This window comes from Caballeronia sp. LjRoot34, assembly GCF_964253815.1.
Classification (GTDB): domain Bacteria; phylum Pseudomonadota; class Gammaproteobacteria; order Burkholderiales; family Burkholderiaceae; genus Caballeronia.
Map to the genome: position 1 here is coordinate 162,050 of NZ_CAXUSB020000001.1, position 26,788 is coordinate 188,837.

Sequence of the window (26,788 nt, forward strand, 5' to 3'; positions counted from 1 at the left end):
ATTACTGGTCCGCGCCGGCTGAACGAAGTGTGTCCAGCAGCAGGGAGGTATCTAGATAAGGCGTAGCCGCGCGCGCATCCGGCGGCGTGAGGCGGGGAATCGTGCCGAGCAATGGCGCATTGTATTGACTGTCCAGCCGCAGCCGGATTGCCTCGATGTTTTCAGCGGGAAACAGCATGGCGGGATCGATCTGGTTAGCCACCCAGCCCACCAGACGCAGCCCACGCGCTGCTATAGCCTCAGCGCTCAGCAACGCGTGGCTGATGCAGCCGAGCCGCATGCCGACCACCAGCACAATCGGCAGGTTTAATGCGAACGCGAGGTCGGCGGTGTCATGGACATCGGTGAGCGGTACGCGGAATCCGCCCACGCCTTCCACCACGACCACGTCTGCTTGCTGAACGGCGAACTGGTGCGCCTCCACGATGCGCGCAATATCCAGCGACACGTTCTCGCGCGCCGCCGCGATATGCGGCGCGGCGGCTTCCTTCAGCAGGAATGGCGTACGTATCGATGGCGGCAGCGCAACGTTCGCGGCGGCATCGAGTTGATCGGCGTCTTCGTTGTGCCATTCGCCATCACGTTCGAACGCGCCCGCCGCGATGGGTTTCATCGCAGCGGCGCGCAGGCCGAGCTTGGCAAAACCATGCAGCAAAGCGGCGGAAACGAGCGTCTTGCCGATCTCGGTATCGGTGCCGGTGACGAAGAGCGAGAGTGGCGCGGTCATGATCGATTGCTCAGGGTTTGCAATGCGTCGTCGAGCTTCGCGAGGTCGTCGTGGCTATGCGCGGCCGAGAGCGAAATGCGCAGACGCGATGTGCCAACGGGCACGGTCGGCGGCCGGATTGCGGGCACCCACATGCGGTATTCATCGAGGGCGGCGGCGAGCTTCAGCGTCTCTTCATTGCCGCCAATAATCAACGGCTGAACTGCCGTATGCGAATCTACGGGCGACCATCGCGTGCGCTTTAGCATGGCACGCGTACTGTCAATCAGGGTAGCGAGACGGGCACGTCTTGCGTCGCCTTCATGTCCTTCGATAATCTTCAAACTGGCAGACACCGCATGCGCCACGGCCGGCGCCGATGCCGTCGTAAAGATGTACGGCCGCGCGCGCTGCACGAACCATTCGATCACCGTCTCATGCGCGATCACGAATGCGCCGGACACGCCCGCTGCCTTGCCCAACGTGCCGACGTACACGAGATGCGGCGAGCGCAACGCGGCCTCAGCCAGCGCACCGCGACCTTGCGGACCGAGCACGCCGAAGCCGTGCGCGTCGTCGACAACCAGCCACGCGCCGTGACGCTCCGCCAGCTCGAGCAGCGAGCCAAGCGGGGCGATATCGCCGTCCATGCTGAATACCGAATCCGTCACGATGATCTTCGTGCCGCCCTCATTCGCCGATGCCTCCAGCAGGGCGCCGAGCGCTTCTGCGTCGGCATGAGGATAGATGCGAATTTGCGCACGGGACAAACGCGCGCCATCGATCAGTGATGCATGGTTCAACGCATCGCAGAACATCAGCGTGTCGCGACCGCCTGACTTACTCACAGCGCCGAGCGTAGTCAGTGTCGCGAGATTCGCCATGTAGCCTGTGCTGAAATACAGCGAGCGCGCCTGGTCGACGAAACCACCGGAGAACGCCGCGAGGTCATCTTCAAGCTGCGCATGCGCGCGCGAATGGCCGCCGAGCAAATGCGATCCGCCGCTGCCCGCGCCATATTTTTGCGCGCCTTCGGCAAGTGCTTCGCGCAAGGTTCCATGAGCCGCGAGGCCGAGATAATCGTTACTCGCAAAGCCGATGATCTCGCGTCCGTCCACCGTCATGTGAGCGGCGCAGGCGCTGTCGGCGATGCGTCGGCGACGACGCAAGCCGTTGCGCTCGATATCGGCGAGGCCTTGTTTCAGGGTCTCGAAAAGAGCGGGCGATGTAGTGCTCATGCAGCCTCCGATAACGTGGCGTCGAAGACAGTGCGCGTGCGTTCGGCGAGCAGCGCGAGTTCGTCATCGCTGAGGATGTACGGCGGCATCAGATAGACGGTCTTGCCTATCGGTCGCAACAATAGCTCGTGTTTCAAGGCATTCTCGAAGAAACGCCGCGAGAATGAGCGTGCTTGAGTGGGGTCTTCAACGATGGCGTCGAACGCGAAGATCGTGCCGCGTTCCCGCAGATTCCTGACGTGCGGATGATCTTGAAGCGGCCCCAACGCAGCGCGCAACACGGACGATTTGCGGTGGTTCTCTTCAAGCACGTTTGCGCTGTCGAACAGGTCGAGCGTCGCCAAAGCGGCGCGACAGGCGAGCGGGTTGCCCGTATACGAATGCGAGTGCAGGAAACCGCGTGTCATGTCGTCATCGTAGAACGCGGCGTAGATCTCATCGCGTGTCAGCACGATGGACAACGGCAAATACCCGCCGCTGATTCCCTTCGATAAACACAAGAAATCCGGCCAGATCGCAGCCTGTTCGCACGCGAAGAACGTGCCGCTGCGACCACAGCCGACAGCAATTTCATCGGCGATGAGATGCACGCCGTAGTCGTCGCACAATGCACGCAAGCCCTTCAAATACGAAGGATCGTGCATCGCCATGCCGGCCGCGCATTGAACGAGCGGCTCTACGATCACGGCCGCAAGCTGCGAGGCTTTGGCGTCGAACAGGGTTTTCATATCGGCGAGCGCGCGTTGGGCGACATCGCGCGCCGTCTCGCCTTCGCGTGCCTGGCGAGCATCCGGCGATGTCACCACGTGCGCGTGGCGAATCAGCGGATCGTAGGCGTCCTTGAACAACGCGACGTCGGTTACGCCGAGCGCGCCGATGGTCTCGCCGTGATAGCTGTTCGCGAGGCACACGAATTCGCGCTTCTCCGTGCGGCCGCTGTTGCGCCAGAAGTGGAAGCTCATCTTCAACGCGATTTCGACTGCCGACGCGCCGTCAGACGCGAAGAACGCATGGCCCAGCGTGCGCTGCGTCAGCGTGTGCAGACGCTCGGCGAGCAGGACGGCGGGTTCGTGCGTGCAACCGGCGAGCATCGCGTGTTCGAGCGTGTCGAGCTGGTCCTTCAGCGCGGCATTGATGTGAGGATTCGCGTGGCCGAAGATGTTGACCCACCACGAGCTGATGGCATCGAGATAGCGATGGCCGTCGTGGTCGTAGAGCCACGCGCCCTTGCCGCGAGCGATGGGCACGAGCGGCGTGCGCTCGTGATGTTTCATTTGCGTACACGGATGCCATACGGCGCGTAGCGAGCGTGCAACCCAGTCATCGGGTGCAGGCTTTGGCTGGTTATTCAGGTTCAAAACGACTCCAGGGGAGCGGCCAATCATGCGCGTGGGCGAACTCTGGCAACGCTCCCGATCACATTCAGGCAAGCCACGACGGCTTGCTCTTTTCCAGAAAACTGCGCACGCCTTCGCGCCCTTCGTCCGAGGCGCGAATTCGTGCGATACGGTCGGCGGTGTCCGAGATCAGCGTTTCATCGATCGCCTTGTCCGCCAGATCGACCACCAGTTGTTTGCACTCGCGCACCGCATTCGGGCTGTTGGCGGCGATCGCGGCTGCGACTGCATCGACGGTGGCATCGAGCGCGTCTGCTGCAACGACCTGATGCACGAGGCCGATGCGCAGTGCTTCGGCGGCATCGAAACGTTCGGCGGTCACGAAGTATCGGTGCGATGCGCGCGCGCCGATTGCCCTGATCACGTAGGGCGCGATGGTGGCGGGCATCAAGCCGAGCTTAGCCTCCGATAAACAGAAGTGCGCTGATTCTGCGCTGATTGCAATATCGGCGACGGCTACAAGGCCCATGCCGCCTGCGTACGCGTCGCCTTGGACCTGCGCGATCACGGGTTTGTTGCAGGTGTAGAGCGTGTTGAGCATGGTGGCGAGGCCGAGTGCATCGGCGCGATTTTCTGCGTCCGAGTACGCCGCCATGCGTTTCATCCAGTTGAGGTCGGCGCCTGCGCAGAATGCGGGGCCGTTCGCGGCGAGGATGATGACGCGGATGGCGGAGTCGTCGGCGAGCGCGCGGAAAGCTGCGGTCAATTCGACGATGGTGGCTTCGTCGAAGGCGTTGCGGACGTCGGGGCGATCGAGCGTGACGCGTGCGACGTAGCCGTCGACGGTGACTTTCAGGCGCTGCAGGTTCATTGCATCGGTCATTGGGGTTTCTCGATGTACGCGACACGGTGTTTCGCTGAGCACCAATTATCTCTAAATTTGTCGCGGGATTCGATTTTAGGAGCCCATGGTGCCTCCGGCGGGCGTGGGACGCGTTGGGCGATTGCGCGGCGATGCGGCTAACTTCGCTTATCGTGGAGGGTCTTGGTCGGGTTTAGGGGCTATTTCGCCTATTTTCCGTTCGCACTCGGGCGGGGGATGGGGTGGGGGATGGTTGGTTACTCGTGGGTTTCGGCGTGGCGGTCGGGGTTGATGCTAGGTTTTGGGGTTGGTGGTCGGTGGCGGTGCTGGGTTGGTCGGTTCTGGGGTTAGTGGTTGGGGTCTATGCCGGGTTGGTGCTTTCGGCGTTAGTGGTCGGAGTCAATGCCGGGTTGCTGCTTTCCGCGTTAGTGGTCTGCAAGAGTTGGATATTCTCTTTATCACTATTAGCCACTGTGCGTGGCGGCACGTCATTTCTTTGTCCAAAGCGACAAAGAAACGAAGCAAAGAAAACGCTTTTAAACCACGCTACCCTAAGTGTCCACAGCGTGCAGTTTCTATTCATAGGTGCCCCAAAAGCACGGTGCTCGCCAGAGCGGAGGATGTGTGAAACCCTCCTTCTCGCGAATCCTGACACGAACACGCTTCGCCCCGTACGCTCTCGGGCAAGCACGCGTTGCCAAGGGACCAGCACGGCCTCACGCGTTCTGCCGGCCGTGTTTTTTGATGGGTCCGCGGCCTGGTTCGTGCGGTCATATTCGTAGATCACGGCTCGGTGCCTAGCGGCTCGATGCGTGTTTAGTGTTTCAGTTTTTGGTGAGCTGACTGCGTGCTTCCGCGGTTATTTTCGTCGGTTACGGCCTTACATATTTTGTGGCTTTATTACCGGGTAGGTTGGCGGCGTGGTTCGAGGCGCATACAAATTTGGAGGGTGGTCGTCCGCGGATAGCGCGGGGTGCCCCTTGGGCAGGTTCAATCACTGATGGCGAAGCGTGTGGGTATCCGTGTTCGGAGAAGGAGGGGTTCACACATCCTCCGCTCTGGCGAGCACCGTGCTTTTGGGGCACCCATGAATAGAAACTGCACGCTGTGGACACTTAGGGTAGCGTGGTTGAAAGCGTTTTCTTTGCTTCGTTTCTTTGTCGCTTTGGACAAAGAAATGACGTGCCGCCACGCACAGTGGCTAATAGTGATAAAGAGAAAATCCGACTCTCGCAGGCCGCTAACGCCGAAAGCAGCAACCCGGCATTGACCCTGACCGCTAACGCCGAAAGCACCAACCCGGCATTGACCCCGACCACTAACCCTGGAAACCTAACCCTCAGCACTAACCCCGCCCGACCACCCCCCAAAAAACCAGCCACCAGCCTTTGGCTGACTCAAAGGCCCCTCATCGTGAGGCTGTCTGCGTCTGCGCAACATTCCGATCCTTCCATACCACGGCGTTATTAACGGCATACAACCGGCATGGATCGCTGCTCTGCTTCTGGCACCCGTTCAATGCCACCGCCATCGGGTCGTCACCCCCTTCCGCCCACGACCACGCACCCGAATCCGACACCGCGAACGCGCGGCTCGAATACTGATGCAGAAAGTTCTGGTAACCCTCACGGCCCCGCTCATCAAGGAACGGCACCGCAGTCACCGCATCGACAGTCGCATAACCCGTCGGCGATGGCTCCCGCGGATCCGAAACCTGATATTGCCGATCCGTCGGCATACCGACATCCTCAAGGAACGCCTTCACGCGCGGCCACCAGATCGCGACACCATCACGATCCCCAACCAGCCGATGCGCATCGTTCTTATACGCGCCGAAATCGACCATGTCGGCCCTCGCACCGTGCGCGCTATACGACGCAAACATTTCATCAGGCAAGTCGCCCTGCCACACGGAGTCGTTGCTCCCGTACATCCACAACGACGGCAACTTCACATGCTCACCGTATTCACCAAACGCGCTGGTCAGGTTTTTCTGCCAGCCAGGACACTCGTCCTGACGCAGACCACCAGAGAAATTGATGAGACCACGCACCCCTTTTTCCTCAAGCGCATCGCGCGCGCCATACGCCATGGTCACCAGCCCGCCATGCGAAGCGCCCGCCACCACCACGTGCTGGCTGTCGACAAACGGTTGCTTGTCCATGTAAGCCACCGTGGCCGCCACGTCGCGCGCCTGCGTGAAACCGTTGGCTTCGACATCACAACCGTTACCGGTATATTCGCCGCCCGATTCCGCAAAGCCACGGCGATTCGGCACGACAACCACATAACCATGGCGCACGAATTCACGCGCAAGCGCAATCGGACGCGCGCGCGGCTGCTCATGCGCATTGCCAGGGAGCTTGCCATGATTAAAGACGACCATCGGGAAAGGACCCGGGCCGTCAGGTTTGAAGATGGTGGTTTCAAGCGAGACGTCGCCTGAAGGTACTTCGATGACGGACTCGTTGAGGTTCGCGTCGACAACGGGAAGCGATGGGTCGAACGATGGCGGCGCCGTGCCGAAGGCGGGTGCCTCGAGGTTCGCGTACTGCTGCGCGCCCGGAAACGGCTCTGCAAGCGCCGAGGCGGACACCGCCGCGAGCGCACACACCACGACACAGCCTGACAACACTTGCCTAAATGCCATCCCCGAAACCCCATCCGCTTCTCGACCCGGCTGATTTCCCAAAGCACGAGCCAGCTTATTGTCACAATCCATCGATCCGGACGTTTGTACTGTCAATCAGTATCGCTGGTCGGATCGTCAAGTCATGTCCCGAATAGACAAGACAATGGGCTTCAATACGCAACACCGGCGCGCTGACAGATATTTGGCTTATGAAACAGCAACTTAATATCATTCTCCAGCGACTGGCGAAAAGCTAGAGTACCCGGACAAAATGAATAGGCGCAATTAGAAAGTACCCGCGCGGCACGCTAATTTTTAGGCGAAAGCAGACGTTAAGGAAATTATTGCCGCGATGCAGCGAAATTTGCGGCTACGGCGTTCTAATCGCGAAGATCACCGTCGACATAACGCCACAACCCGGCAGCATCGCGTTCGAACCGGCCCGTCTCATGCAGCCGGAACGCCCGGCCGCCAAGCTTGTAGCGCGCGACAAATTCGACCTCGGCGTGATCTGCGTCAACGGGCGTGTGGCGTTTTATCCGCAAGCCGAGCCATCGGGTGGTGGGATCGGCGGAGGTTTCCAGGTCACGGGGGCAGGTTTTCTCGGCCCAGGTCGCGCGCAAATACGCCGTGTTGCCAAGCACGTAGGCGCTGTAGCGCGAACGCATCAGTTCCATGGCGTTGCCCGCCGGCGCGCCGTCTTCTATGAACCGCCCGCAGCAATCCGCGTAGCGAGGCGGGCGTTTCGCATTGCTCGACCCCGGCGACGCGCCGCCACAAGGGCATTCCACTACTTGTGTCATACGTCGACACCGGGCATTTCGATGTGCCGCGGCTGCGCTTTCACGCGCGCAAGCCATGCGCGAATGGCCGGATACCGGCCGAGGTCGAGGTTGGCTTCATCGGCGACATGGGTGTACGCATACAGCGCAATGTCCGCGATGGTGTATTGCTCATCGACGAAATACGTCCGCGTCGCGAGATGCGTCTCCATCACGTCGAGCGCACGATACGAGCCAGCGGTTTTCTCGGGCAGGCGAGGATCGTCAGGATGTTTGACGAACTGAAGGATGAAGCGCGCAACCGCGATGTTGGGTTCGTGGCTGTACTGCTCGAAGAACATCCATTGCAGGACGCGCGCCCGCGAGAGACGGTCCGTGGGCAGCAACGGCGTGCCTTCAGCGAGGTAATACAGGATCGCGTCCGATTCGAACAGGCACGTGTGCTCATCGATCTGCAGCACTGGAACCTTGCCGTTCGGATTCAGCTGACGAAACGCTTCGGTGCGCGTGGCGCCGTTCATCATGTCGACTTCATGCCAGACATACGGCCTGCTCAGTTGTTCGAGCGCAAGCCGGACCTTGTAGCAATTCCCCGATGACGCCACACCATGTACTTGATACGCCACTTCATGTCCTTTTCGGTTGACGAACGGTTGATTGAGCGTTTGATTGAAACGCTAACTTCGGATGCCTTACTAATATACGGCGTTCACCACGAGAGCGGCGTACCGTCGTACTGGACGAACGAGCCGTTGAATTTTTTAGGGTTCGCCGCAGCCGCTGCAATCACCGCGCGCATTCCGGAGATGCTGTGCGCCGGTTCGATCGCCGCCGACGCGCCGCCCATCCCGGTGCGCACCCATCCCGGATGCAACGCGATGCAAGTCGAGCCGCGCGCTTCCAGCGATGTCGCCTTCAACGCCGCATTCACTGCCGCCTTGCTCACGCGATACAGCCATCCCGCCGTCCCGTTCATCTCCGCGATACCGCCCATCTTGCTCGACAGTACCGCGAGCACGCCATGCGCGGCGTCGGTGAGCGGCAGGAGAGTGGGCAGCAGTTGCATCGGACCGCGGACGTTGGTGTGCATGACCTGATCGAAATCCTCCGGCAGCACGGTTTCCACGTGTTCAGTTCGCGGACCATAGACGCCCGACACGATGATCGCGACATCCAGTTTCTCGCCATCGAGTTGCCAGCCGAGCGCGGCGATCTGCTCAGGTTGAGTTGTGTCGAGCGAGAAGGTTTTTGCGCCCATGGCGTTGAGTGCTTCCAGCGACGCGGCATCGCGAGCGGTGGCGAGCACGCGCCAGCCATCGCGGCAATATCCTCGCGCGAATTCGTGGCCGAGTCCGCGCGATGCACCCACGATCAATACGGTTTTCATGACGTTCTCCTGCACGATGCTCTAAACCAGTTCGATACCCATCGCCGTCGCTTCCCCACCGCCGATACACAAGCTCGCCACGCCGCGTTTCAATCCGCGCTGACGCAATGCGCCGATCAGCGTAACGAGAATCCGCGCGCCCGATGCGCCGATCGGATGTCCCAACGCGCAAGCGCCGCCGTTGACGTTGACCTTGTCGTGGGGCAGGTCGTGTTCCCGCATGGCAGCCATCGCGACGACGGCAAACGCTTCGTTGATCTCGAAGAGATCGACTTCGTTCGCGCGCCAGCCGTTTTTATCCAGCAGCTTGCGGATCGCACCAACAGGCGCAGTCGTGAACAACGCCGGTTCCTGCGCGAAAGTGCTGTGTCCGACGACCCGCGCGAGCGGCGTGACGCCGAGCCGTTTCGCCATCGATGCCCGCATCATCACGAGTGCGGCGGCGCCATCGGAAATAGACGATGCATTGGCAGCCGTCACCGTGCCATCTTTCGCGAACGCGGGTTTGAGCGTCGCAATCTTGTCGATATTCGCCTTGAACGGCTGCTCATCGTGATCGATGACGGTATCGCCCTTGCGTCCTGCAACGGTGACGGGCGCGATTTCCCAATCGAATGAACCGTCTTCGTTGGCCCGCTTCGCGCGACGCAGCGACTCCACCGCAAACGCGTCCTGCGCTTCCCGCGAAAATTTATATGACCCGGCGCATTGTTCCGCGAACGCGCCCATCAACTGGCCCTTTTCGTACGCGTCTTCAAGGCCATCGAGGAACATGTGATCGAGCACCTGGCCGTGACCCATGCGCATGCCGCCGCGCGCCTTGGGCAACAAATACGGCGCATTGGTCATGCTCTCCATGCCACCCGCGACAATCACGTCCGCCGAGCCGGCCAGCAGCATGTCGTGCGCGAACATGGCGGCGCGCATGCCCGAGCCGCACATCTTGTTGACCGTGGTGCTGCCGACGGACAGCGGCAGGCCTGCGCCGAGCGCGGCTTGCCGCGCAGGCGCCTGACCGAGTCCGGCGGGCAGCACGCAACCCATCACGGCTTCTTCGATCTGCCCGGGCGTAAGCCCGGCCCGTTCAACCGCGGCGCGGATTGCCACCGAGCCGAGTTGCGGTGCTGTCACCGTGGCGAAGTCGCCTTGAAAAGCGGCCATCGGCGTACGGACAGCCGACACGATCACCACGGGATCATCTACGAAATCAGTCATGTTTCAGCTCCTTGATCACACCTTTCACAATAGCCGGGACATCGCCGAGACGGGCGGCATCGGAGGCGAGCACATCGTTCTCCGATGAATGCGCCCCACCGCGCGCCAGCGCCGCGATGCATCGCTGGTAGGTCGGTTCGACTTCCTCCGACCCGCCGATCATCATGCCCATGTTGCGCACACGGCCGTCATGCACGCCGTAGGTCCAGCCGTGTACGGTGATCTCCTGACCACGCGCCCACGCATCGCGCAGGATGGTCGTATGGCACACGTTCACCGTCTGTTCGATGGTATTCAGCTCCACCAGCCGGCGATTTCTCGCGACGCCCATCGGCCATTCTTCCAGCAGCGCGGAGTGTTTGTCGCGCACGTCTTCCACGTGACGCAGCCAGTTATCGGCCAGGCCGACGCGCCGGCTCACGAGCGCCGCGCCTACGCCGGAACAGCCGTAGTGCCCGACGACCATGATGTGCTTGACCTTCAGCAGGTCGACCGCGAACTGGATCACGGACAGGCAGTTGAGGTCCGAGTGAACGACCACGTTCGCGATGTTCCTGTGCACGAACACTTCGCCCGGCGGCAAGCCGATGATCTGGTTGGCCGGCACGCGCGAGTCCGAGCAGCCGATCCACAGATATTCGGGCGCTTGCTGGTGCGCGAGGCGAGAGAAGTACTCAGCGTCTTCCGAGAGCTTGCGATCGACCCACTTCAGGTTGTTATCGAACAGGTGCGAGAGCGGGTTATTGTCCTGGCTTTCAGGTGCGTCGGTGTTGTCGATGTTGGGCATGGCATTCAGTGCGGATAGGTTTCAAGCGGCGCGTGCTGCGGGTGCACCGTCCAGAAAACGCTCAGGATAACGAACGCAAAAACGGATGCTGCGTTCATACGGGAAGAAGTCGGCGAGCTCGCCGTTGAGGATCTGTTCCTTGTGCTTTTGCCAGAGAGCGGGGTCGAAGAAATCGGCGTGATGTTTCATGAACACGTCGCGCACGCGCGGGTCGCCGAGCAGGAACGTATTGTAGGTTTCGGGGAAGATGTCATGCGGCCCGACGGTGTACCACGGCTCGCCCGACATCTCGTCTTCCTCGTTGCGCGCTTGCGGCACTCGGCGCACATTGCAGTCGGTCAGGTATTCGATCTCGTCGTAGTCATAGAACACCACGCGGCCGTGGCGCGTGACGCCGAAATTCTTGTAGAGCATGTCGCCGGGGAAGATGTTCGCCTGGATCAGTTCCTTGATCGCGTCGCCATATTCCTTGATGCCGTGCTCGATTTCCGACAGCGTGCCGTTCTGCAAATACAGGTTCAACGGCGTCATGCGGCGCTCGATGTACAGATGCCTGATCACGAGGTTATCGCCTTCGTATTCGATCATTGAAGGGACCTCTTTGGTGAGCTCTTTCAGCAGCGCATCGTCGAGGCGCGATAGCGGCAACGCGACGCTGGAATATTCGAGCGTATCGGCCATGCGCCCAAGACGATCATGGCGTTTGACGAGCTGATATTTGTCCTGGATCTTCTTGCGCGTGGTTTCCTTCGGCGGCGGGAAGGTGTCCTTGATCAGCTTGAACACGTACGGAAACGAAGGCAGCGTGAACACCAGCATCACAAGCCCCTTGATGCCGGGCGCGATGACGAATTTATCGCTGGAATGGGAGAGATGATGCAGCAAGTCGCGATAAAACAGGTTCTTGCCTTGCTTCTGCAATCCCACCGACGTATAGATTTCCGCCTTCGGTTTGCCCGGCATGATCGAGCGCAGGAACTGCACATACGCCGACGGCACTTCCATATCCACCAGGAAGTACGAATGCGAGAAGCTGAAGATGATCAGCAGTTGTTCGCGCTGCAGCAGGACCGTATCGAGCGCGAGCAGGCCGGGTAATGCGTGACGCACGGGCACGGCGAAAGGCACGACCAGATCACCGTTGATGATCCGGCCCACTATGTACGCCGCCTTGTTGCGAAAGAACAGCGACGACAGCACGTGAATCTGAAAGTTAGGCGCAGCCTTGAACTCGCCGAACGCTTCGGTAATGGCTTGCATCACGCATTGAACGTCGCGCTGCAAATCCTCGAACGGCGGCTCAAGCTGGAAGTTCGTCACGATCCGCTCCAGCGTCGCGGCGAGCCCGTCTTTACTCGGGTAATACGCGCGATAGGTCGGCTTGGCCGCGAGTTCGTCGTTCTCGATGTACTCCGTCGAAATAGCCGGCCGCACGAAAATAAAGTCGTTGTTGAAGTACGAGCGATGCAGGATCTTGCAGCACACCGAATTGAAGAACGTTTCAGCGCACTCGGGCTGCCGGTGCGACGTCAGCAAGCCGATGTAATGCAACTTGATCTGCTGCCAGATTTCATCGTCTATGTGCTCGGCGTCGTACTCGTCTTCCAGACGCATCACGCACTCTTCCACCCGATCGTCGTACGACGTGATGCGCTCACGCGCGAGCCGCTGCAGCGCGTGCCAGTCGCCGGCCTCGAATAGCCCCTTCGCCGCGATGGCCGCATCGCGAAACACGCGATAGTGACGGTCGAAGCCTTCGAGCAGCGTTTCCGCGACATCGAAGCCAATCTGCGACGACAGTAACTTGGGAAAGTGATTCATATCGACCCTGCACTTCGTGTGGTGTCGCGTGACGTGGTGACGTTATCTATAAGTGTCAGACCGGGCTTTGAATCCGGCCGACATTGTATCGCCGGACGTTTTTGGTTCGTGAGCGAAGGCAGTCCTTGCCTGTTACGAACTCACGGCACCTTCGCGCTTTTCTTCCCGCTTGTATCCGCGGATTCAGTCGCCATTGCCGCCTTGCGCGTGCGTTTTTCAGCGTTCGTTGAAAGCAGTGCACGCCCTTGCGCTTCGTACACGGCGAGCTCGGCGAGCGTTGCGTTCAGGTCGTCCAGTTGCCGCTCCAAAACTGCACGATGCGCCGCGATGGTGTCGAGAAACGCATGCAACTGGGTGTCGGTCCCGGTCGGTGAATCATAGAGATCGAGCAGCCTCCTCACCTCCAGCAACGTGAACCCAAGCCGCTTGCCGCGCAGCGTCAGCTTGAGCCGCGTGCGCTCGCGCGCCGAATATACGCGGCGCATGCCGTTCGTTCCTTCGCGCGCCGGCGTGAGCAACCCCTGGTTCTCATAGAACCGGATCGCGCGCGGCGTGATCTCGAATTCGCGTGCCAGTTCGGTGATGGTGTAGCGCGTGTCTGTCATTGAATTACAAGGTTCCCAGCGCTTTTCTGAAGTCGACGTTAAAATGCAGGTTAACGTTAGCGTCAACTTGGCGGCAATGCAACCACTGACAACCCGGAGAGCCGACCGCATGAACCCGCTCGAACAGCAACTCGATTACGTTTTCGCAGACCGTCTTCCTGAGAGCGGCCACGCGATGGAAGTCACGCCCGGCGTGTTCTGGGTGCGCATGCCGTTGCCGTTTGCGCTCGATCACATCAATCTATGGGTTATGCGTGACGAGATCGACGGCGTGGCGGGCTGGACCATTATCGATTGCGGCATTTCAGACGAAACGATCCGGGCGAACTGGGAGCGCACCTTCGACACGCTGCTCGACGGCCTGCCGGTGCTGCGCGTGCTTGTCACGCATTGCCACCCAGACCACCTCGGTCTTGCAGACTGGATCTGCAATGGCGGCGAGAAGAAACGATGGGACCCGGTCAGGCTCTGGATGTCGCTGGGCGAGTACGCCATGGGCCGCGTGATGTCGGCCGGCGATGGCTCCGACGCGGGCGGCGAGCGCGCGGCACGGCACTTCTCCCGGCATGGAATGACGGACCCGGCGTCGCTCGAAGCGCTGCGTAAGCGCGATGCGTATTACCCGAAGCTCGTGCCATCTATTCCGCCGGTTTATCGTCGCCTGCGGGATGGTGACAAGGTCAAGATTGGCGGCCGTGAGTGGGAAGTGGTGACAGGGTTCGGCCATTCCCCTGAACATTGCGCGTTCTTCTGCGCTCAGACGAAGGTGCTGATTTCCGGCGACATGGTGCTGCCGCGCATCTCGACTAACGTCTCGGTGTTTGCTATTGAACCGGAGGGCAATCCGCTCGCGCTGTTCCTCGGTTCACTGGGCCGCTACGAATCTCTTCCCGCCGATACCCTCGTGCTCCCTTCGCATGGCAAGCCGTTTCGCGGCATGCATACGCGCATCGGGCAGCTTCGGGATCATCACGCGGCTCGCTTGGCGGAAGTACGCGAGGCCTGCGCGATCAAACCGCAAAGCGCCGCTGACATTGTGCCGCTCATGTTCAAGCGTCCACTCGATGTACACCAGATGACATTCGCACTCGGCGAAGCGCTGGCGCATTTGCATTTGCTCTGGCTTGCAGGCGAACTCGTTCGCCATACCCATGATGAAGACGGCGTGATCCGTTTCTCGCCAAAGTAAAAAAGCCGGGCGTTTGCGCGCCCGGCTTCTTCAGTGAATCAAAGCAACGACTATTGAACCACGACGGTAGCGAAGTTCTGCCGTCCGAACGGACTCACCCGATATCCGCTGACATTGCCGCGCGTGATTGCTGACGCGGTCGGATAGCCAAGCGGAATCCACAGCGCCTGGTCATGGATAATCTGCTGCGCTTCGGTATAAGCCTTGGTCCGCTTGCCTATATCCGCGGTCGCCTTGCCTTCATCGATCAACCGGTCCAGCGTTGGATCGCAGAAGCGCGCGAAGTTGATGCCCGAGCGCACTGCGGCGCAGCTAAATAGCGGCGATAGATAGTTATCCGGATCACCGTTGTCGCCGGCCCAGCCCATGAACAACATGTCGTGCTGACCCTGCTTCGCTTCCTTGATCAGCTCACCCCATTCGATTATTTTCACCTGTGCCTTCACGCCGATCTTCGCCAGATCCGCCTGCAGCAACTCGGCGCCCACCTTCGGATTCGGGTTCAGCACGCTGCCGTTCGGACGCACCCAGATTGTCGTGTCGAAACCGTTTGGGAAGCCTGCGTCGGCGAGCAGCTTCTTCGCGCGATCGACTGAATACGGATACGGCGTGATCTGCTTGTCATAGCTCCACGTATTCGGCGGGTACGGATTCACAGCGGGCGTGGCCGTGTTTTCGAAGACGGTCTTCAGGTACGTCGTACGATCAAAGGCGATGTTCAACGCCTGACGCACCTTGGGGTTATCGAGCGGCTTTTTCTGCGTGTTCAATGCGACGAACGCCGTCATGAACGCCGGCGTCTCGACCACTTTCAATGAACTGTCCTTCTGCGCGTCGAGCACGTCCTGCGGCTTCGGCGACAACGCGATCTGGCATTCACCCGCCTTGATTTTCTGCGCGCGCACGGAGGCGTCGGGCGTGATGGCGTAGATCAGCCGGTCCACTTTAGGCTTCGCTCCCCAGTACGTCGGGTTCACGTCGTAACGGATCACGGCGTCTTTCGTGTAGCTCTTCAGCACGAACGGACCGGTGCCGATCGGCTTCGCGTTCAGGTCGGTTTCGTGGCCGGCCTTGAGCAACTGGCTGGCGTATTCGGCCGAATAGATCGATGCAAAGCCCATGGTGAGGATGGGCACGAAGGTCGCGTTCGGCGTGTTGAGCTCGAACTTGACCGTGTTGTCATCGACTTTGGAGACGGACTTGATCAGCTTGACCAGGCCCATGGATTGCGCGTGCGGGAAGCCGCTCGCACCCGCCACCTTGTGCCACGGATTGCTGTCGGAGAGCATGCGGTCGAACGAGAACACCACGTCGTCGGCGCTCAGTTTTCTCGACGGCGTGAAGTAGTCCGTAGTCTGGAACGCCACGTTCGGCCGCAGATGAAACGTGTAGGTCAGGCCGTCGGGACTCACGTCCCATTTCACGGCGAGCGCGGGCGTGACCTTTTTCGCGACTTCATCGTAGGAGACTAGCGTGTTGAAGATCACATCCGCCGATGCGTTGGTCGTCACCAGCGAATTGAATTGCACGACGTCGAAGCCATCCGGGCTCGACTCGGTGCACACAGTGAGCGGTTTCGCGATCGCGAGCACCGGCGCGATGGCCAGTACAGCGGCTGCGAGCATTCTGAAGCGCATGAGATCTCCCGTTACGAACGTGGTCGTCAGTGTTAGTTAGTCAGTCAGACGTTTCTTGTTTGGCAGTTGCAGCTTATTGTACGGTGGGCTTCGTCGGACGCGCCCGTGCAACGAATGGGCCTGCGGGGCCGTAGCTTACTGAACCGTTATTTCCGCTACAACGACCGATTCGGGATATGCATATGGGCCTGTGACAGTTTTTTGAACATCCCGGCGGCCGGTTGCCTAATCCACCGACGCACGCTAAACTCGTGGCCGTCTTTGGGGAGTAGCCTTCCTTCCGCAATGGGAGGAGGACGCGTCAACATACTCGGCTTGTTAGCCGTGGCGCGTTCGACCGGTCAGGTTTGGCGAGACCATGGGTGCATCTTGTCGTTCACGGTCGGACGGCGCGGGATTGCACCCTGGTTCGCTGACGTCCGACCGTGAAATCATCGTGTCTCCAAAACAAAAACACCCTACATCCGCCCCAGGCCATATCTCGAGTTCGCCGGTTTCTCCGCCGTTGTTCTGCCACTCCCATTGCGTCACCTGCTCGCCGGCTTCATCGCGAGGTGCCGCATGACGCTGCTTTTCCTGCAACTCGCGCTGATGCTCGTGGTGATCCTGGCGGCATCGGAACTCTTCACCAACGCGCTCGAACATCTCGGCGAAAAGCTCGGCATCTCCGAAGGGGTCACCGGTTCGCTGTTCGCGGCTATCGGCACGGCGCTGCCGGAAACCACCGTGCCAATCATCGCATTGATGGGCGGCACGGCCAGCCGCGCGGTGAACGAGGAAATCGGCGTGGGCGCGATCCTCGGCGCACCATTGATGCTGGCGACCTTGTCGACGTGCCTGATGGCCGTCGCCGTGCTCAAGACGCGGGGCCTCAAAGGGATCGTTGCGCCCGAACATAGCGGCTTCACCCGCGATCTCAACTTTTTCCTCTGTGCTTTCCTGATCGCGGCGGCCGCCATGTTCGTGCCGCATCACGCATGGCAAGTGCGCGCGCTGTTTGCCGCGGGACTGGTCGGCGTGTATGTCACGTATGTGGTGACGACGTTCCGTGCGTCCGCCAGTCTTGTCGAAAAGGGCCACGGCACCGAGGCGCCCGAGCGGCTGCTGATCTCGCGCTTCGGGTTGCCTACCTCGCTTGCGAGCATCGTCTTGCAGATGATTCTGGGCGTGGTGTTGCTGGTTGGCGGTGCGAAAGGTTTTATCGCCGGCGTGGAAGGGGTCTCGCGAGTGCTGGGGATATCGGCGTTGCTGCTCTCGCTGATCATCATTCCGATCGCAACCGAACTGCCCGAGAAGGTCAACAGCATCATCTGGGCGCGGCGCGGCAAGGATACGCTGGCGTTCGGCAACATCACCGGCGCAATGGTGTTCCAGGGGACGCTGCTGCCGGGTATCGGCATCATGCTGACGCCGTGGGAGCCGCGTGTGGAGGTGATGACGGGCGTTTTTATCACGCTCGCGGCGGCTGCGTGGCTGCGTTTCAACGCGAAGAAGGGCGGGGTCGTGCTGTGGGCGCTGCTGGTGAACGGCGGGCTTTATGCGCTGTATCTGGCGCTGACGCTGGGGCGCTAGCCCATAAGAAAACACCCCGGAAGCACGCAGGCGCCCGGGGTGTTGAAGTAGCCAAAAGCGCTAAGCGCGTGGTTTTTGTTGTTGTCTTTTCAGAGTCAGAGGAAGGTTAAGGTGGCGTACCGGCCTCGGCCTTCCTCTCCCCATCAGAACCTGGCGGCCTGGTGATACTTGCTGGCCGCCTTGACCTTGTTCATCGCCGAACTGTATTCGATCTGCAATTCCGATTGCGTTGTCTTCGCGTCGGCGGCAATGGCGGCATCGATTGCCTGGATCCGCTTGATCACGTCCATGGCCGTGGCGTCCTGTTCCGGCGTCAACTCCATGAAAAGCGGTGTCCGCTCCTCGGTCAGGCTGGCCGCTTCCTGCCAGTCCGCCATGGCTGCCGCATGCTGGATCGCGAGCGTCAACTCAAGCAGGCGGTCGATCAGACTGTTCTGTTCCATGTCGATTTATCCTTGCCCCAATCAGCTGTTGTTGGCCGATGCCAGCGCACCCGCGCTATCGGCGCCGCCGAACAGTTGCGTCAGGTATTGCGAGTTGTTGTTCATCGTCGCCATCAGCGTATTGAGCGCCGTGAACTGCGCCTGGTACTGGCTGGTGAGCTGCGCCGTATAGGCGGTCAAGGTGGTTTGCTGCGTCGCGATGCTCGCAAGGTCCGTGTTTACCGCTGCCTGGCTGTTCGAAATCAGGCCGCCCGTGGCCAGAAACGAGTTCAGGCTGGTCGTCATCTGTGCGGCCACGCCGGTCGTCTGATTGAATAGAGCCGCAACCCCGGACGGGTTGCTTTGGAGCGCGGCGGCGAGCTTGGTGGAATCGATCACCAGTGAGCCCGCTGGCTGCGTCGCGGTGGCTTGCCCCTGTAGCGTGATCCCGATCGCTCCCAGGGAGATGGTCGAATTGCCGTTCGGCACGCCGCTGTCGATAATGCCCGCCAGCGTGTTCTGGATGGTGGTAAGCATCGGGTTGGTGGCCAACGCGCCGCCTTGCGTGCTTGCTGCCGCCGAGTTGTCGTTGCCCACCTGGCCGTAGGTGGTGACAAGCGTGTTGTAGAGACTGACGAAGCTGTTGATCGCGGTGGATGCCGACGACGTGTTTTGTGCCACGGTCAGCGTCTGCGGGGTGCCGGGCGGCGTACCGATTGCGGCAGCGGTCAGGTTCAGCGTGACCCCCTGGAGTGCCGTGGTCACCGTGTTGCTGGAACTGGTCGCTGCTGTCCCGTCGATCGAGAACGCGGCATCTTGTGCGGACGCGGTTTGCGTCCACGCGCCGGCGCTCGTGTTCACCGCCGACGTGAAGGTCGATGCAGCCCCGCTGGTGCCGGGCGTGGACGTGACGCCGAGGCTGGACAGGCCGGCATCGCCCGCCACGCCGGTTACTGCAACATTGATCGTGTTCGATGCCCCCGTGGCCGTCGATCGCAGGACCAGATGCGCGCCGTCCGTGCCGGTGACGACCGTGGCCGTGACGCCGGGATTGTTTGCCGAGGAGTTGATGGCGCTGGCAATGCCGCTCACCGTGTTGTCCGTCGACGTGATGGCGACGCTCATCGACTTGCCGCCGACCGAGATATTCATCGTGCCGGTGCCGAGCGCCGTCGTGCTGCCGAACGCGGCCGACGAGAGTGTTTGCGCGCTGGCAATTTGCGTGACCGCGACAGAATAGGAGCCTGCCGACGCGGTGGTGTCGGCGGTTGCCGTCAGTCCGGTACCGTCCGCCGTCGCCGTGAACTGGCCCAGGGCGCTGCCGTTGGATAGCGAAGCAATGCCGGCCTGCAACGCGCCGAGCGCCGCCTGCAACGCGCCGATGGCCGAAAGTTGGGTGTTGTCGTTCGTCTGTTGTGCGGAGAGCGTGCCGGTTTGGCCTGCCACCTTTGCATTGACGAGGCTCGTGACCAGCGACGAGACATCCAGCGACGAATTGCCCGTGGAACCGCTGATGATGGATTGCGCGGCGGCCGCTTCGGCTGCGGCGGACGCCGCGGCGGTGGCGGCTGCTGTGGCCGCGGCCGAGCCGGCCGAGCTGGAGGCGCTGGGAATCGTCGACATTGAGATGCTCCGTACGTCGGTTTTGCTTTCGAGCCTGAATGATAAACGTTTGTAAAACGTGTAGGGGAGGCTGGCCTCCCCGGAAAACGGATTGGGCAGACGCGTCTTGCGACGCGCCTGCCGTTACTACTTAAGGCTATTACTGGAGAAGCTTCAGAACTTGCTGCGGCAACGAGTTAGCTTGCGCCAGCACCGAGATACCGGCTTGTTGCAGCACTTGAGCCTTGCTCAGGTTGGCCGTTTCCTGTGCGAAGTCGGCGTCCGTGATTTGCGACTGAGCACCGGACAAGTCGGTCGACTGCGATTGCTGCGCCGCGGACAGCGACGTGAAACGGTTTTGAGCCGCACCCAGGGTTGCCTGGATGTTGTTGACCGTTTGCAAGGCGTTATCGATCGACTCCATTGCAGCGTTCGCGCCGTCCGTCGTGCTGACGTTGATGTTGGCAACCGTCGGGGGGGCATTGTTAGAATTTACCGCCGAGATCCCTGCAACTGCGGCGCTCGGGTTCGGACCGCCGGAGAAGCCCGCGACAGTCGTCAACGGACCAGCAGCCTTGAACGCCAAAGTGCCGGGCGCTGTCGTACTTCCCGTAGTTACGGTGAACAGAGCTGCGATGGCAGGCGCGCCGAGTGCGGCCCCGTTTTGGTCGGTGAACGAGAAGTTGCCTGTCCCATCGGTCTTGACAGTGACCGATGTGATAGACGCACCGGTCGTGACTGCTGCGCCGTTCGCGTCTAAACTCAGCCCGGTAACGGTTCCAAGCGTAAAACCTGCAGAAGCTGCATTGCCCGCGGTGTTCGCGGCGTTCAGGGCCGTCAGCGCGGTACCTGCAGCGGTCAGTGCGGCAGCCTGCGTTGCAGCACCCGAAAGGGCGCCTTGCGGGACGAGGGTCAACGATGTGCCGGTACCGGTGGTACCAGTGAGCGGACCGAACAGAGCGGTGGAAACTGAGCCAGACAGTGTCTGGTTGTTCTGGTCGGTGAACGTGAAGCCGCCCTTACCGTCTGCGAGAACGTTAATCGTCGTGATCGCCGGCGTCGCCCCTGCGGCAGCTGCGGCGCCAGTGCTATCCAGAGACAGACCGGAGAGCGAGCCCAGCGTTGCGCCTGATGCCGGAAGTCCCGTACCGAGTTGCGCTGCGGACACGCCATTGCTCAGATTCAGGCTGATCGTTTGACCAACGTTCGCGCCGATCTGGAAGCTGACATTACCCGCAGAGCCGTCCAGCACGTTCTTGCCGTTGTAGTTCGTTTGCGAAGCCACGCGGCTTACTTCAGCGATCTGCTGCGCCACTTCCTGTTGCAGTGCTGCCTGGTCGCTTGCCGACAGCGAGCCGCTTGATGCCTGCACCGCCAACGTACGAATGGTTTGCAGGCTCGACGTGATCTGCGCCAGACCGCTCGATGCCGTCTGGATCATCGAAACGCCGTCGTTCGCGTTCGACACGCCTTGATTCAGGCCGTTGATCTGCGTTTGCATGCGGTTCGAGATCGCCAGACCGGCTGCATCGTCTGCCGCGCTGTTGATGCGCTTGCCCGACGACAGACGCGTAATAGCTTGCGACAGTGCGCTTTGCGACGTGTTCAAGTTTTGCTGAGCGACCAGCGAGTTAAGATTGCTATTGATGCTAAGCATTTGGATTTCTCCTGAAAGAACTAAAAGGGCTGTTTTTGGCTACTGCACGGTCCTGTTGCATGGCGGTTCCGAGTGATGTAGCCGGCCGCCTACATGGGTTAGCGGCGCGTGAAAAAAAAACTTGAGGACTTAGGTAAGGATTTGTAGGGGGAATAGCAGTCGGCGCGCAGCCTGCGAGTAAAAGGATTCGCGGGTATTCTTTTTCGATCAGTTATTTCGTGTTTGCCTACAACAACCCGGGAGCAACCATGCAGCACCGCACTATCGGTAAGTCGGAAATCAAAGTCGCGCCGCTTGTTTTCGGCGGAAATGTATTCGGCTGGACCGCCGACGAACGGACATCGTTCTCCATCCTCGACGCCTTCGTCGACCACGGCCTTAATTTCATCGATACCGCCGACGTCTATTCCGCCTGGGTCGACGGCCACCAGGGCGGCGAGTCGGAGACGATCATCGGCAAGTGGCTCAAGGAAAGCGGCAAGCGCGACAAGATCGTGCTGGCAACCAAGGTGGGAATGCTGAGCACGCGGACGGGGCTATCTGCGGCGAATATCGAGGCCGCCGTCAACGATTCGCTGAAACGCCTGAAGACGGATTACATCGACGTCTACTTTTCCCATCGAGACGACGATAAAACGCCGCTCCTGGACACGCTCGGCGCGTATCAAAAGCTGATTACGGCGGGAAAAGTGCGCGTGATTGGTGCGTCGAATTACACCGGCGAAAGGCTGGAAGAGGCGCTGAAGATATCGGCGAAAGAGGGTATTGCGAGTTATCAGGTGCTTCAGCCTGAATACAATCTTTATGATCGCGCCGGTTATGAGAATGACCTGGAACCGGTTATCAAGGCGCACAAGATATCGGTTGTGACGTATTACAGCCTGGCGAGCGGTTTCCTGAGCGGGAAATACCGATCCAAAGCCGATACCGAAAACAGTGCGCGTGGCGCGAAAGTGTCGGGTTACCTGAATGACCGGGGCTTGAGGATTGTTAATGCGCTGGTTAAAGTGTCGGATCGCCATGACACGGAGCCGGCGGCAATCGCGCTTGCGTGGCTGATCGCACGGCCGGGCGTAACGGCGCCGATCGCGAGCGCGACATCGGTCAAGCAACTCGAGACCCTTGCCCACGCGACCCGCATTACTTTGGCGCCCGAAGACGTCGCACTCCTCGACGAAGCCAGCAATCCGGACTGAAACCGGCAAAAAGCACGCATGATCATGGGGTTGCCACCCCGCAAATGGGTTTTGCGGGGTTGGCGACCGGGCGACGATCTGATAACATCTCGCCCGAATCGAGATTTTTGCCCGATGGCGCAGCTATTTTTAAGCGACGCCGGGCGGCCCGAAGTGCGCTGCTCCGTTTTCGACAGACTGCGCATGCCGTGATCGGCGGTGAAATCCCACCTCTCTCTTTTCCGGCCTCCGTGGCCGCTTTGCTCGTGTCCGCCGTTGTTTGGGTGGACGATCGGAGTGCCGGCGCGCGGCGTTGCCTTAGGTTGACGCTTCGCCGCGCAGTCAGAAAAACGTATCAGCGATTTAGGACATCCATGACCACTATTGTTTTGAAAGAAAACGAGCCGTTCGACGTTGCGATCCGTCGCTTTCGCCGGACCATCGAAAAGAACGGCCTGATCGCCGAACTTCGCGAACGTCAGTCGTACGAAAAGCCGACGACGGCACGCAAGCGCAAGAAGGCGGCAGCAGTCAGCCGTCTGCGTAAGCGTCTGCGCAGCCAGATGCTGCCCAAGAAGCTTCACTAAGTCTTGGCAGGTCGCAGCCTGATTGACCGGCTGCACCGGGCAAAACGGCGATGCCGCCCGCAAGGGTTGCATCGCCGTTTTGCTTGTCTGATTTGATTTGCTGGTTTTAAGTCCTGGGTTTACTTCGGCTCGCGGCTCAGCTTGTTCGGGTCGTCGTGGTGGGACTTCTGTCGTGGTGGGACTTCTGTCTTCTACGCCTTGAGCGGATCTTCCTCGCTTTCGCATTTGCTCCGGCTTGGCAGGCCTTCGCGTAAGCCGGCGGGCGTTTATTCGCGCCTAGACAAACGCGTGCCGTTCGCCCACGCGCGCCAGGAGCTGGGGCCATTCGTCCACGTTGAAATCGTCGTGGACTTCCTCCAGTTCAATCAGCAACTCGACGATGTCCGGATCGTAGGCATTGACCTCCGACGCATACAGCGCGCGCAACAATGAGCCGTCCTTCGCATGCCGGTAGTACGAGATCCCAACGCCTTCGATCTCCGGCTGATACAACTCGTCGGCGATCAGCGAGCCGATCGCGCACTTGCGGCCATTGCCGCTGCGTAGCCGGCACGAACCGTTTTCGTCTTCTGATACAGCCCGTTGCGTAAGCAGATGGCTGCTCACGCGCTCGTAGATGTCTCTCGCCGTTAACATTGCATTGCTCGTTGCTTTGACTGTTTCGTTGCTCGTCCGCGCGCCTGTTTATTCGTTCGATATCGGCGCGGGCGGGGTTCGTTCGTAGGGTCAGTGCGAGGGGAATCGTTTCAGCAGCGTGGCCGCCTCGCGGAGCCCCGCAAAACCCTGTCCAATTTCCGCTCAGGCTGCCGACTTAAGTCGATCCGCCGACAAGTTGAACTGCCGGGCAATCGACGCAAATCGTTCGCGCCATTCCCACTTTCCGAACACGTCGTGTACGTTTTGCAGGCAACTGAGCAGCTCGACGGTCGTCGGGTCGTAGACGTTGATATTCGAGCGCAAGAGCGCGCGCTTCAGCGCAGTCACACCGACATCCATGTATGCCGGCACGGTTTCCGGCCCCTTGCCGACGTAGCGAATGGGCACGCCTTCCATGGCGGTCATGTAATCGCGCGCCTTGATGAAGCTGCCGACGGGACAACCGCCGCAATAACCGCGATATGCACCGCCGCCGCGGGGCAACAACGCTGCCTGGCCTTGGCCAAACAGGTGAAGCACGGCACGGTCGAAGATTTCCTGGTGTGTTAAGAAATTAAGGTTTTTCATTCTGGTTCTCCCCTGCACCGACAACTGCGGTGCTTCGTGGGTGTTCATCAACAGCGTTATCAGTATCGGACGCAGACTTCGTCGGCATAGCGCGGCCGACCACATAAAAACCGCGTCATTTCAGCGGTTTGCCTACTTGGCGGTGATCGTTCGCACGCTCTGAATACGCTTGGTAAGTGGTAAGAAGCGACAGCCGTTTCAGAGTCAACTGGCTCGCCGGAAAAAGCCGCTTACAACGTATTTATAGCGGTTCTTTCCGGTAAAAAAGTGGTGCTATGTGCGGTTGGCCGCAATTCTGACATGATGTCTGACTTCTTGCACAGAGGCGGAATCCCGTAAAAGCTTTGTAGTAAAGGCTTCAGAGCGTGATTCACCACGTAGATACGGCTATCGTCAGGATTTTCCCTGACGAGGCCTTAAACCGCGAAAAATGTTGCGAAAACGCAATGTGCGTATCGGAAAACGGTGGAGCAAATTACCTAATTTGTTTGGCGCTTGGCGGATTCGCGGCTGGGGACGGCTGCGCTGTTGCGGAACCGGCAGAAACAGGCGGCCTCGTGGTCGTTGATCATGCCGGTTGCCTGCATGAACGCGTAGCAGATGGTTGTTCCAACAAACTTGCAGCCGTATTTCTTGAGCGCGCGGCTCATGGCGTCGGAGACTTCGTTGGAGGCGGGCCCCTGTGCATAAGTTGCGCGCGGGGTGTCAATGGGCGTATTGCCAACGAACGACCACACGAAATTCGCGAGCGAGCCGTGTTCCGCCTGGATGCGCTGCACCGCGCGAGCATTAGCGACGGCCGCCGAGATCTTCGCGCGATTGCGGATGATGCGGGCGTCGAGCAGCAACCGGGCTGCGTCGTCTTCGCTAAAGGCGGCCACCCGGTCTATGTCAAAGTTGTGGAACAGAGCCCGATAACCTTCACGCTTGTTCAAAATCGTCAACCATGACAGTCCGGCCTGCGCGCCTTCCAGCACGAGCATTTCGAACAGATGGCGATCGTCGTGGGACGCAACGCCCCATTCCTCGTCGTGATAGCGGGCGAGCGATTCGGTTGTCACCCAGCCGCAACGGTGCGGCTCGGTGTTGTCGGATGGGCGGTTCTTCTTCGGGTTTGTCATGTCGGGTTCGGGGACTGCGGGGTTGGCGTTCGATCAGCATAGGCGGAAGGGCAGGGGCAGAACAGTCGGCCGATTGGCCTGGTTCTCGGGCGACTTGCCGCGCATGAACGTTTCCCGCGCGGCAAGACCGGTATGCGACGGCTCGCCGGACGCATAGGTATAACGAACGGCATAACGTCCAGTCCCAGTGGCAGTTGGCACATGGGAGAAGGTTGCCCAATGGTTACCCGATACGCGGGTTGTCCTGCGGCGTTTCAGGTCGCATAGCCCGTTCGGCTGAGTGGCGGCGTGCTGGTAGTGCCGTTAAGCTTGCGGGCATGACTACCTCAACTTACACACATAAATACCTGATCGGCGTCGACGGCGGCGGCAGCGGTACGCGCGTCGTCCTGGCGGACACGGAAGGCATCGAACTGGCACGTGCGATGGGCGGCCCGTCAGGCCTGGCGCTCGGTGTCGAGCGTGCGTGGGAAGCTATTGAAACGGCGTGTTCGCGCGCGTTTGAAATAGCGGGCCTGCCGTTCGAGTGGAGCGCATGTGCGCTTGGCTGTGGCCTCGCCGGCGTGAATCACGCGGGTTGGCTTGCCCAGTTCCATGCCACCGCGCCGGACGGGTGCGCGCTTGCCGTCGAAAGCGACGCTTTCACTACCTTGCTCGGTGCGCATGGAGGCGAGCCCGGCGTGATCGTAGCGCTGGGAACGGGCAGTATCGCCGCGTCGCTGGATGCCAACGGTCAGTTAGCGATCGCGGGCGGTTATGGTTTTCCGAGCGGCGACGAGGCGAGCGGAGCCTGGTTGGGCTTGCGGGCGGTCGTGCACTTGCAGCATGTGCTGGACGGCCGGGCACCCGCCGACGACTGGTCCGCAGCGTTGCTCGCATGTACGGACGCGACTGATCGGGACAGCCTCGTCGTATGGCTGTGCGCGGCAAATCAAACGGGTTATGCAACGCTGGCGCCAACGGTTTTCGAACATGGAAAACATCCGTTCGCGGCTCGCCTGCTTGAGGAAGCGGGGTATGAGATCGCAAAAATGGTGTCGGCGCTGGACCCGGACCAGTCCCTGCCGGTCGCGTTGTGTGGCGGGTTGGCGGTACCACTGACTCCGTTCGTTCCGGACGCGCTGCGCAGTCGCTTGCGTCTGCCCCTCGCGGACTCTGCTGCAGGCGCTCTGCAACTGGCGCGCCACGCCGCGAGCCGAAAATCGGCCCATGAGGGCTAAAATGCGAGGT

General features: G+C 60.5%; 24 protein-coding genes and 1 riboswitch. Of the genes, 5 read left to right on the top strand and 19 right to left on the bottom strand.

Annotated elements, in window-relative coordinates; translation table 11 throughout:
* Position 1: 1 nt before the first annotated feature.
* From bioD to ACSQ36_RS00790, 12 genes are all read right to left on the bottom strand, one after another.
* A complete protein-coding gene (gene bioD, locus ACSQ36_RS00735) occupies positions 2 to 727 on the bottom strand; it encodes a dethiobiotin synthase (protein WP_436180590.1) in 726 nt (241 codons plus the stop codon).
* Positions 724 to 1,944: an 8-amino-7-oxononanoate synthase gene (bioF, locus tag ACSQ36_RS00740; protein ID WP_436180591.1), complete on the bottom strand. Its 1,221-nt coding sequence runs from the start codon at positions 1,942 to 1,944 to the stop codon at positions 724 to 726. Before bioF ends, bioD begins: the two co-directional genes overlap by 4 nt.
* On the bottom strand, positions 1,941 to 3,302 hold the full coding sequence (gene bioA, locus ACSQ36_RS00745; RefSeq protein ID WP_436180592.1) for an adenosylmethionine--8-amino-7-oxononanoate transaminase: 1,362 nt from the start codon (positions 3,300 to 3,302) through the stop codon (positions 1,941 to 1,943). The genes bioF and bioA overlap by 4 nt, the downstream gene beginning before the upstream one ends.
* 64 nt (positions 3,303 to 3,366) lie before the next feature.
* Entirely contained in the window at positions 3,367 to 4,152 is a 786-nt protein-coding gene (locus ACSQ36_RS00750) for an enoyl-CoA hydratase/isomerase family protein (RefSeq protein WP_436183057.1), read from the bottom strand.
* A gap of 1,399 nt (positions 4,153 to 5,551) precedes the next feature.
* The gene (locus ACSQ36_RS00755) at positions 5,552 to 6,793 is read right to left on the bottom strand and encodes a dienelactone hydrolase family protein (protein WP_213764657.1); all 1,242 of its coding nucleotides are present in this window, start codon (positions 6,791 to 6,793) and stop codon (positions 5,552 to 5,554) included.
* Between the two features lie 362 nt (positions 6,794 to 7,155).
* Positions 7,156 to 7,578 carry a YchJ family protein gene (locus ACSQ36_RS00760; RefSeq protein WP_436180593.1) on the bottom strand — a complete coding sequence of 141 codons (423 nt, stop codon included), beginning with the start codon at positions 7,576 to 7,578 and terminating at the stop codon, positions 7,156 to 7,158.
* Complete coding sequence (locus ACSQ36_RS00765) at positions 7,575 to 8,183, bottom strand: glutathione S-transferase family protein (protein WP_213764659.1); 609 nt, start codon at positions 8,181 to 8,183, stop codon at positions 7,575 to 7,577. Before ACSQ36_RS00765 ends, ACSQ36_RS00760 begins: the two co-directional genes overlap by 4 nt.
* A gap of 83 nt (positions 8,184 to 8,266) precedes the next feature.
* Positions 8,267 to 8,944 (bottom strand): SDR family oxidoreductase, encoded by a 678-nt coding sequence (locus tag ACSQ36_RS00770; RefSeq protein WP_436180594.1) that lies wholly within the window; start codon positions 8,942 to 8,944, stop codon positions 8,267 to 8,269.
* 21 nt (positions 8,945 to 8,965) lie between these two features.
* Positions 8,966 to 10,159, bottom strand: a complete 1,194-nt coding sequence (locus ACSQ36_RS00775) for an acetyl-CoA C-acetyltransferase (RefSeq protein WP_436180595.1) — start codon at positions 10,157 to 10,159, stop codon at positions 8,966 to 8,968.
* Entirely contained in the window at positions 10,152 to 10,946 is a 795-nt protein-coding gene (gene can, locus ACSQ36_RS00780) for a carbonate dehydratase (RefSeq protein ID WP_436180596.1), read from the bottom strand. The genes ACSQ36_RS00775 and can overlap by 8 nt, the downstream gene beginning before the upstream one ends.
* A 21-nt stretch (positions 10,947 to 10,967) precedes the next feature.
* Complete coding sequence (gene aceK / locus ACSQ36_RS00785) at positions 10,968 to 12,767, bottom strand: bifunctional isocitrate dehydrogenase kinase/phosphatase (protein WP_436180597.1); 1,800 nt, start codon at positions 12,765 to 12,767, stop codon at positions 10,968 to 10,970.
* A 140-nt stretch (positions 12,768 to 12,907) separates the two neighbouring features.
* The gene (locus ACSQ36_RS00790; RefSeq protein WP_436180598.1) at positions 12,908 to 13,372 is read right to left on the bottom strand and encodes a MerR family transcriptional regulator; all 465 of its coding nucleotides are present in this window, start codon (positions 13,370 to 13,372) and stop codon (positions 12,908 to 12,910) included.
* Between the two features lie 109 nt (positions 13,373 to 13,481).
* Between ACSQ36_RS00790 and ACSQ36_RS00795 the strand changes: the two genes are divergently transcribed.
* Positions 13,482 to 14,561, top strand: a complete 1,080-nt coding sequence (locus tag ACSQ36_RS00795; RefSeq protein ID WP_436180599.1) for an MBL fold metallo-hydrolase — start codon at positions 13,482 to 13,484, stop codon at positions 14,559 to 14,561.
* A 50-nt stretch (positions 14,562 to 14,611) separates the two neighbouring features.
* Here the strand turns inward: ACSQ36_RS00795 and ACSQ36_RS00800 are convergent, their stop codons facing one another.
* Positions 14,612 to 16,198 carry an ABC transporter substrate-binding protein gene (locus tag ACSQ36_RS00800; RefSeq protein ID WP_436180600.1) on the bottom strand — a complete coding sequence of 529 codons (1,587 nt, stop codon included), beginning with the start codon at positions 16,196 to 16,198 and terminating at the stop codon, positions 14,612 to 14,614.
* Between the two features lie 247 nt (positions 16,199 to 16,445).
* Positions 16,446 to 16,623, top strand: a riboswitch (yybP-ykoY riboswitch).
* A gap of 136 nt (positions 16,624 to 16,759) precedes the next feature.
* Here ACSQ36_RS00800 and ACSQ36_RS00805 point away from each other — a divergent pair.
* Positions 16,760 to 17,770 (top strand): sodium:calcium antiporter, encoded by a 1,011-nt coding sequence (locus ACSQ36_RS00805; RefSeq protein WP_213764667.1) that lies wholly within the window; start codon positions 16,760 to 16,762, stop codon positions 17,768 to 17,770.
* A 143-nt stretch (positions 17,771 to 17,913) separates the two neighbouring features.
* On the opposite strand, the gene fliT is transcribed toward ACSQ36_RS00805, so the two are convergent.
* From fliT to ACSQ36_RS00820, 3 genes are all read right to left on the bottom strand, one after another.
* Positions 17,914 to 18,213 (bottom strand): flagellar protein FliT, encoded by a 300-nt coding sequence (gene fliT, locus ACSQ36_RS00810; protein ID WP_213764668.1) that lies wholly within the window; start codon positions 18,211 to 18,213, stop codon positions 17,914 to 17,916.
* A gap of 21 nt (positions 18,214 to 18,234) precedes the next feature.
* Positions 18,235 to 19,815, bottom strand: a complete 1,581-nt coding sequence (fliD, locus tag ACSQ36_RS00815; protein WP_436180601.1) for a flagellar filament capping protein FliD — start codon at positions 19,813 to 19,815, stop codon at positions 18,235 to 18,237.
* Between the two features lie 139 nt (positions 19,816 to 19,954).
* Complete coding sequence (locus tag ACSQ36_RS00820) at positions 19,955 to 21,451, bottom strand: flagellin (RefSeq protein WP_436180602.1); 1,497 nt, start codon at positions 21,449 to 21,451, stop codon at positions 19,955 to 19,957.
* Positions 21,452 to 21,699: 248 nt separating this feature from the next.
* Between ACSQ36_RS00820 and ACSQ36_RS00825 the strand changes: the two genes are divergently transcribed.
* Positions 21,700 to 22,647: an aldo/keto reductase gene (locus tag ACSQ36_RS00825; protein WP_436180603.1), complete on the top strand. Its 948-nt coding sequence runs from the start codon at positions 21,700 to 21,702 to the stop codon at positions 22,645 to 22,647.
* A gap of 353 nt (positions 22,648 to 23,000) precedes the next feature.
* On the top strand, positions 23,001 to 23,213 hold the full coding sequence (gene rpsU / locus ACSQ36_RS00830) for a 30S ribosomal protein S21 (protein ID WP_031357080.1): 213 nt from the start codon (positions 23,001 to 23,003) through the stop codon (positions 23,211 to 23,213).
* 276 nt (positions 23,214 to 23,489) lie between these two features.
* Here rpsU and ACSQ36_RS00835 read toward each other — a convergent pair whose 3' ends face one another.
* The 3 genes from ACSQ36_RS00835 to ACSQ36_RS00845 all read right to left on the bottom strand — a co-directional run bounded on the left by ACSQ36_RS00835 (position 23,490) and on the right by ACSQ36_RS00845 (position 25,558).
* On the bottom strand, positions 23,490 to 23,849 hold the full coding sequence (locus ACSQ36_RS00835) for a hypothetical protein (protein ID WP_436180604.1): 360 nt from the start codon (positions 23,847 to 23,849) through the stop codon (positions 23,490 to 23,492).
* A 162-nt stretch (positions 23,850 to 24,011) separates the two neighbouring features.
* Complete coding sequence (locus ACSQ36_RS00840) at positions 24,012 to 24,437, bottom strand: hypothetical protein (RefSeq protein WP_436180605.1); 426 nt, start codon at positions 24,435 to 24,437, stop codon at positions 24,012 to 24,014.
* Positions 24,438 to 24,916: 479 nt separating this feature from the next.
* Complete coding sequence (locus tag ACSQ36_RS00845) at positions 24,917 to 25,558, bottom strand: DNA-3-methyladenine glycosylase I (protein WP_436180606.1); 642 nt, start codon at positions 25,556 to 25,558, stop codon at positions 24,917 to 24,919.
* Positions 25,559 to 25,875: 317 nt separating this feature from the next.
* On the opposite strand from ACSQ36_RS00845, the gene ACSQ36_RS00850 reads away from it, so the two are divergent.
* Positions 25,876 to 26,778 carry a BadF/BadG/BcrA/BcrD ATPase family protein gene (locus tag ACSQ36_RS00850; RefSeq protein ID WP_436180607.1) on the top strand — a complete coding sequence of 301 codons (903 nt, stop codon included), beginning with the start codon at positions 25,876 to 25,878 and terminating at the stop codon, positions 26,776 to 26,778.
* Positions 26,779 to 26,788 lie beyond the last annotated feature (10 nt).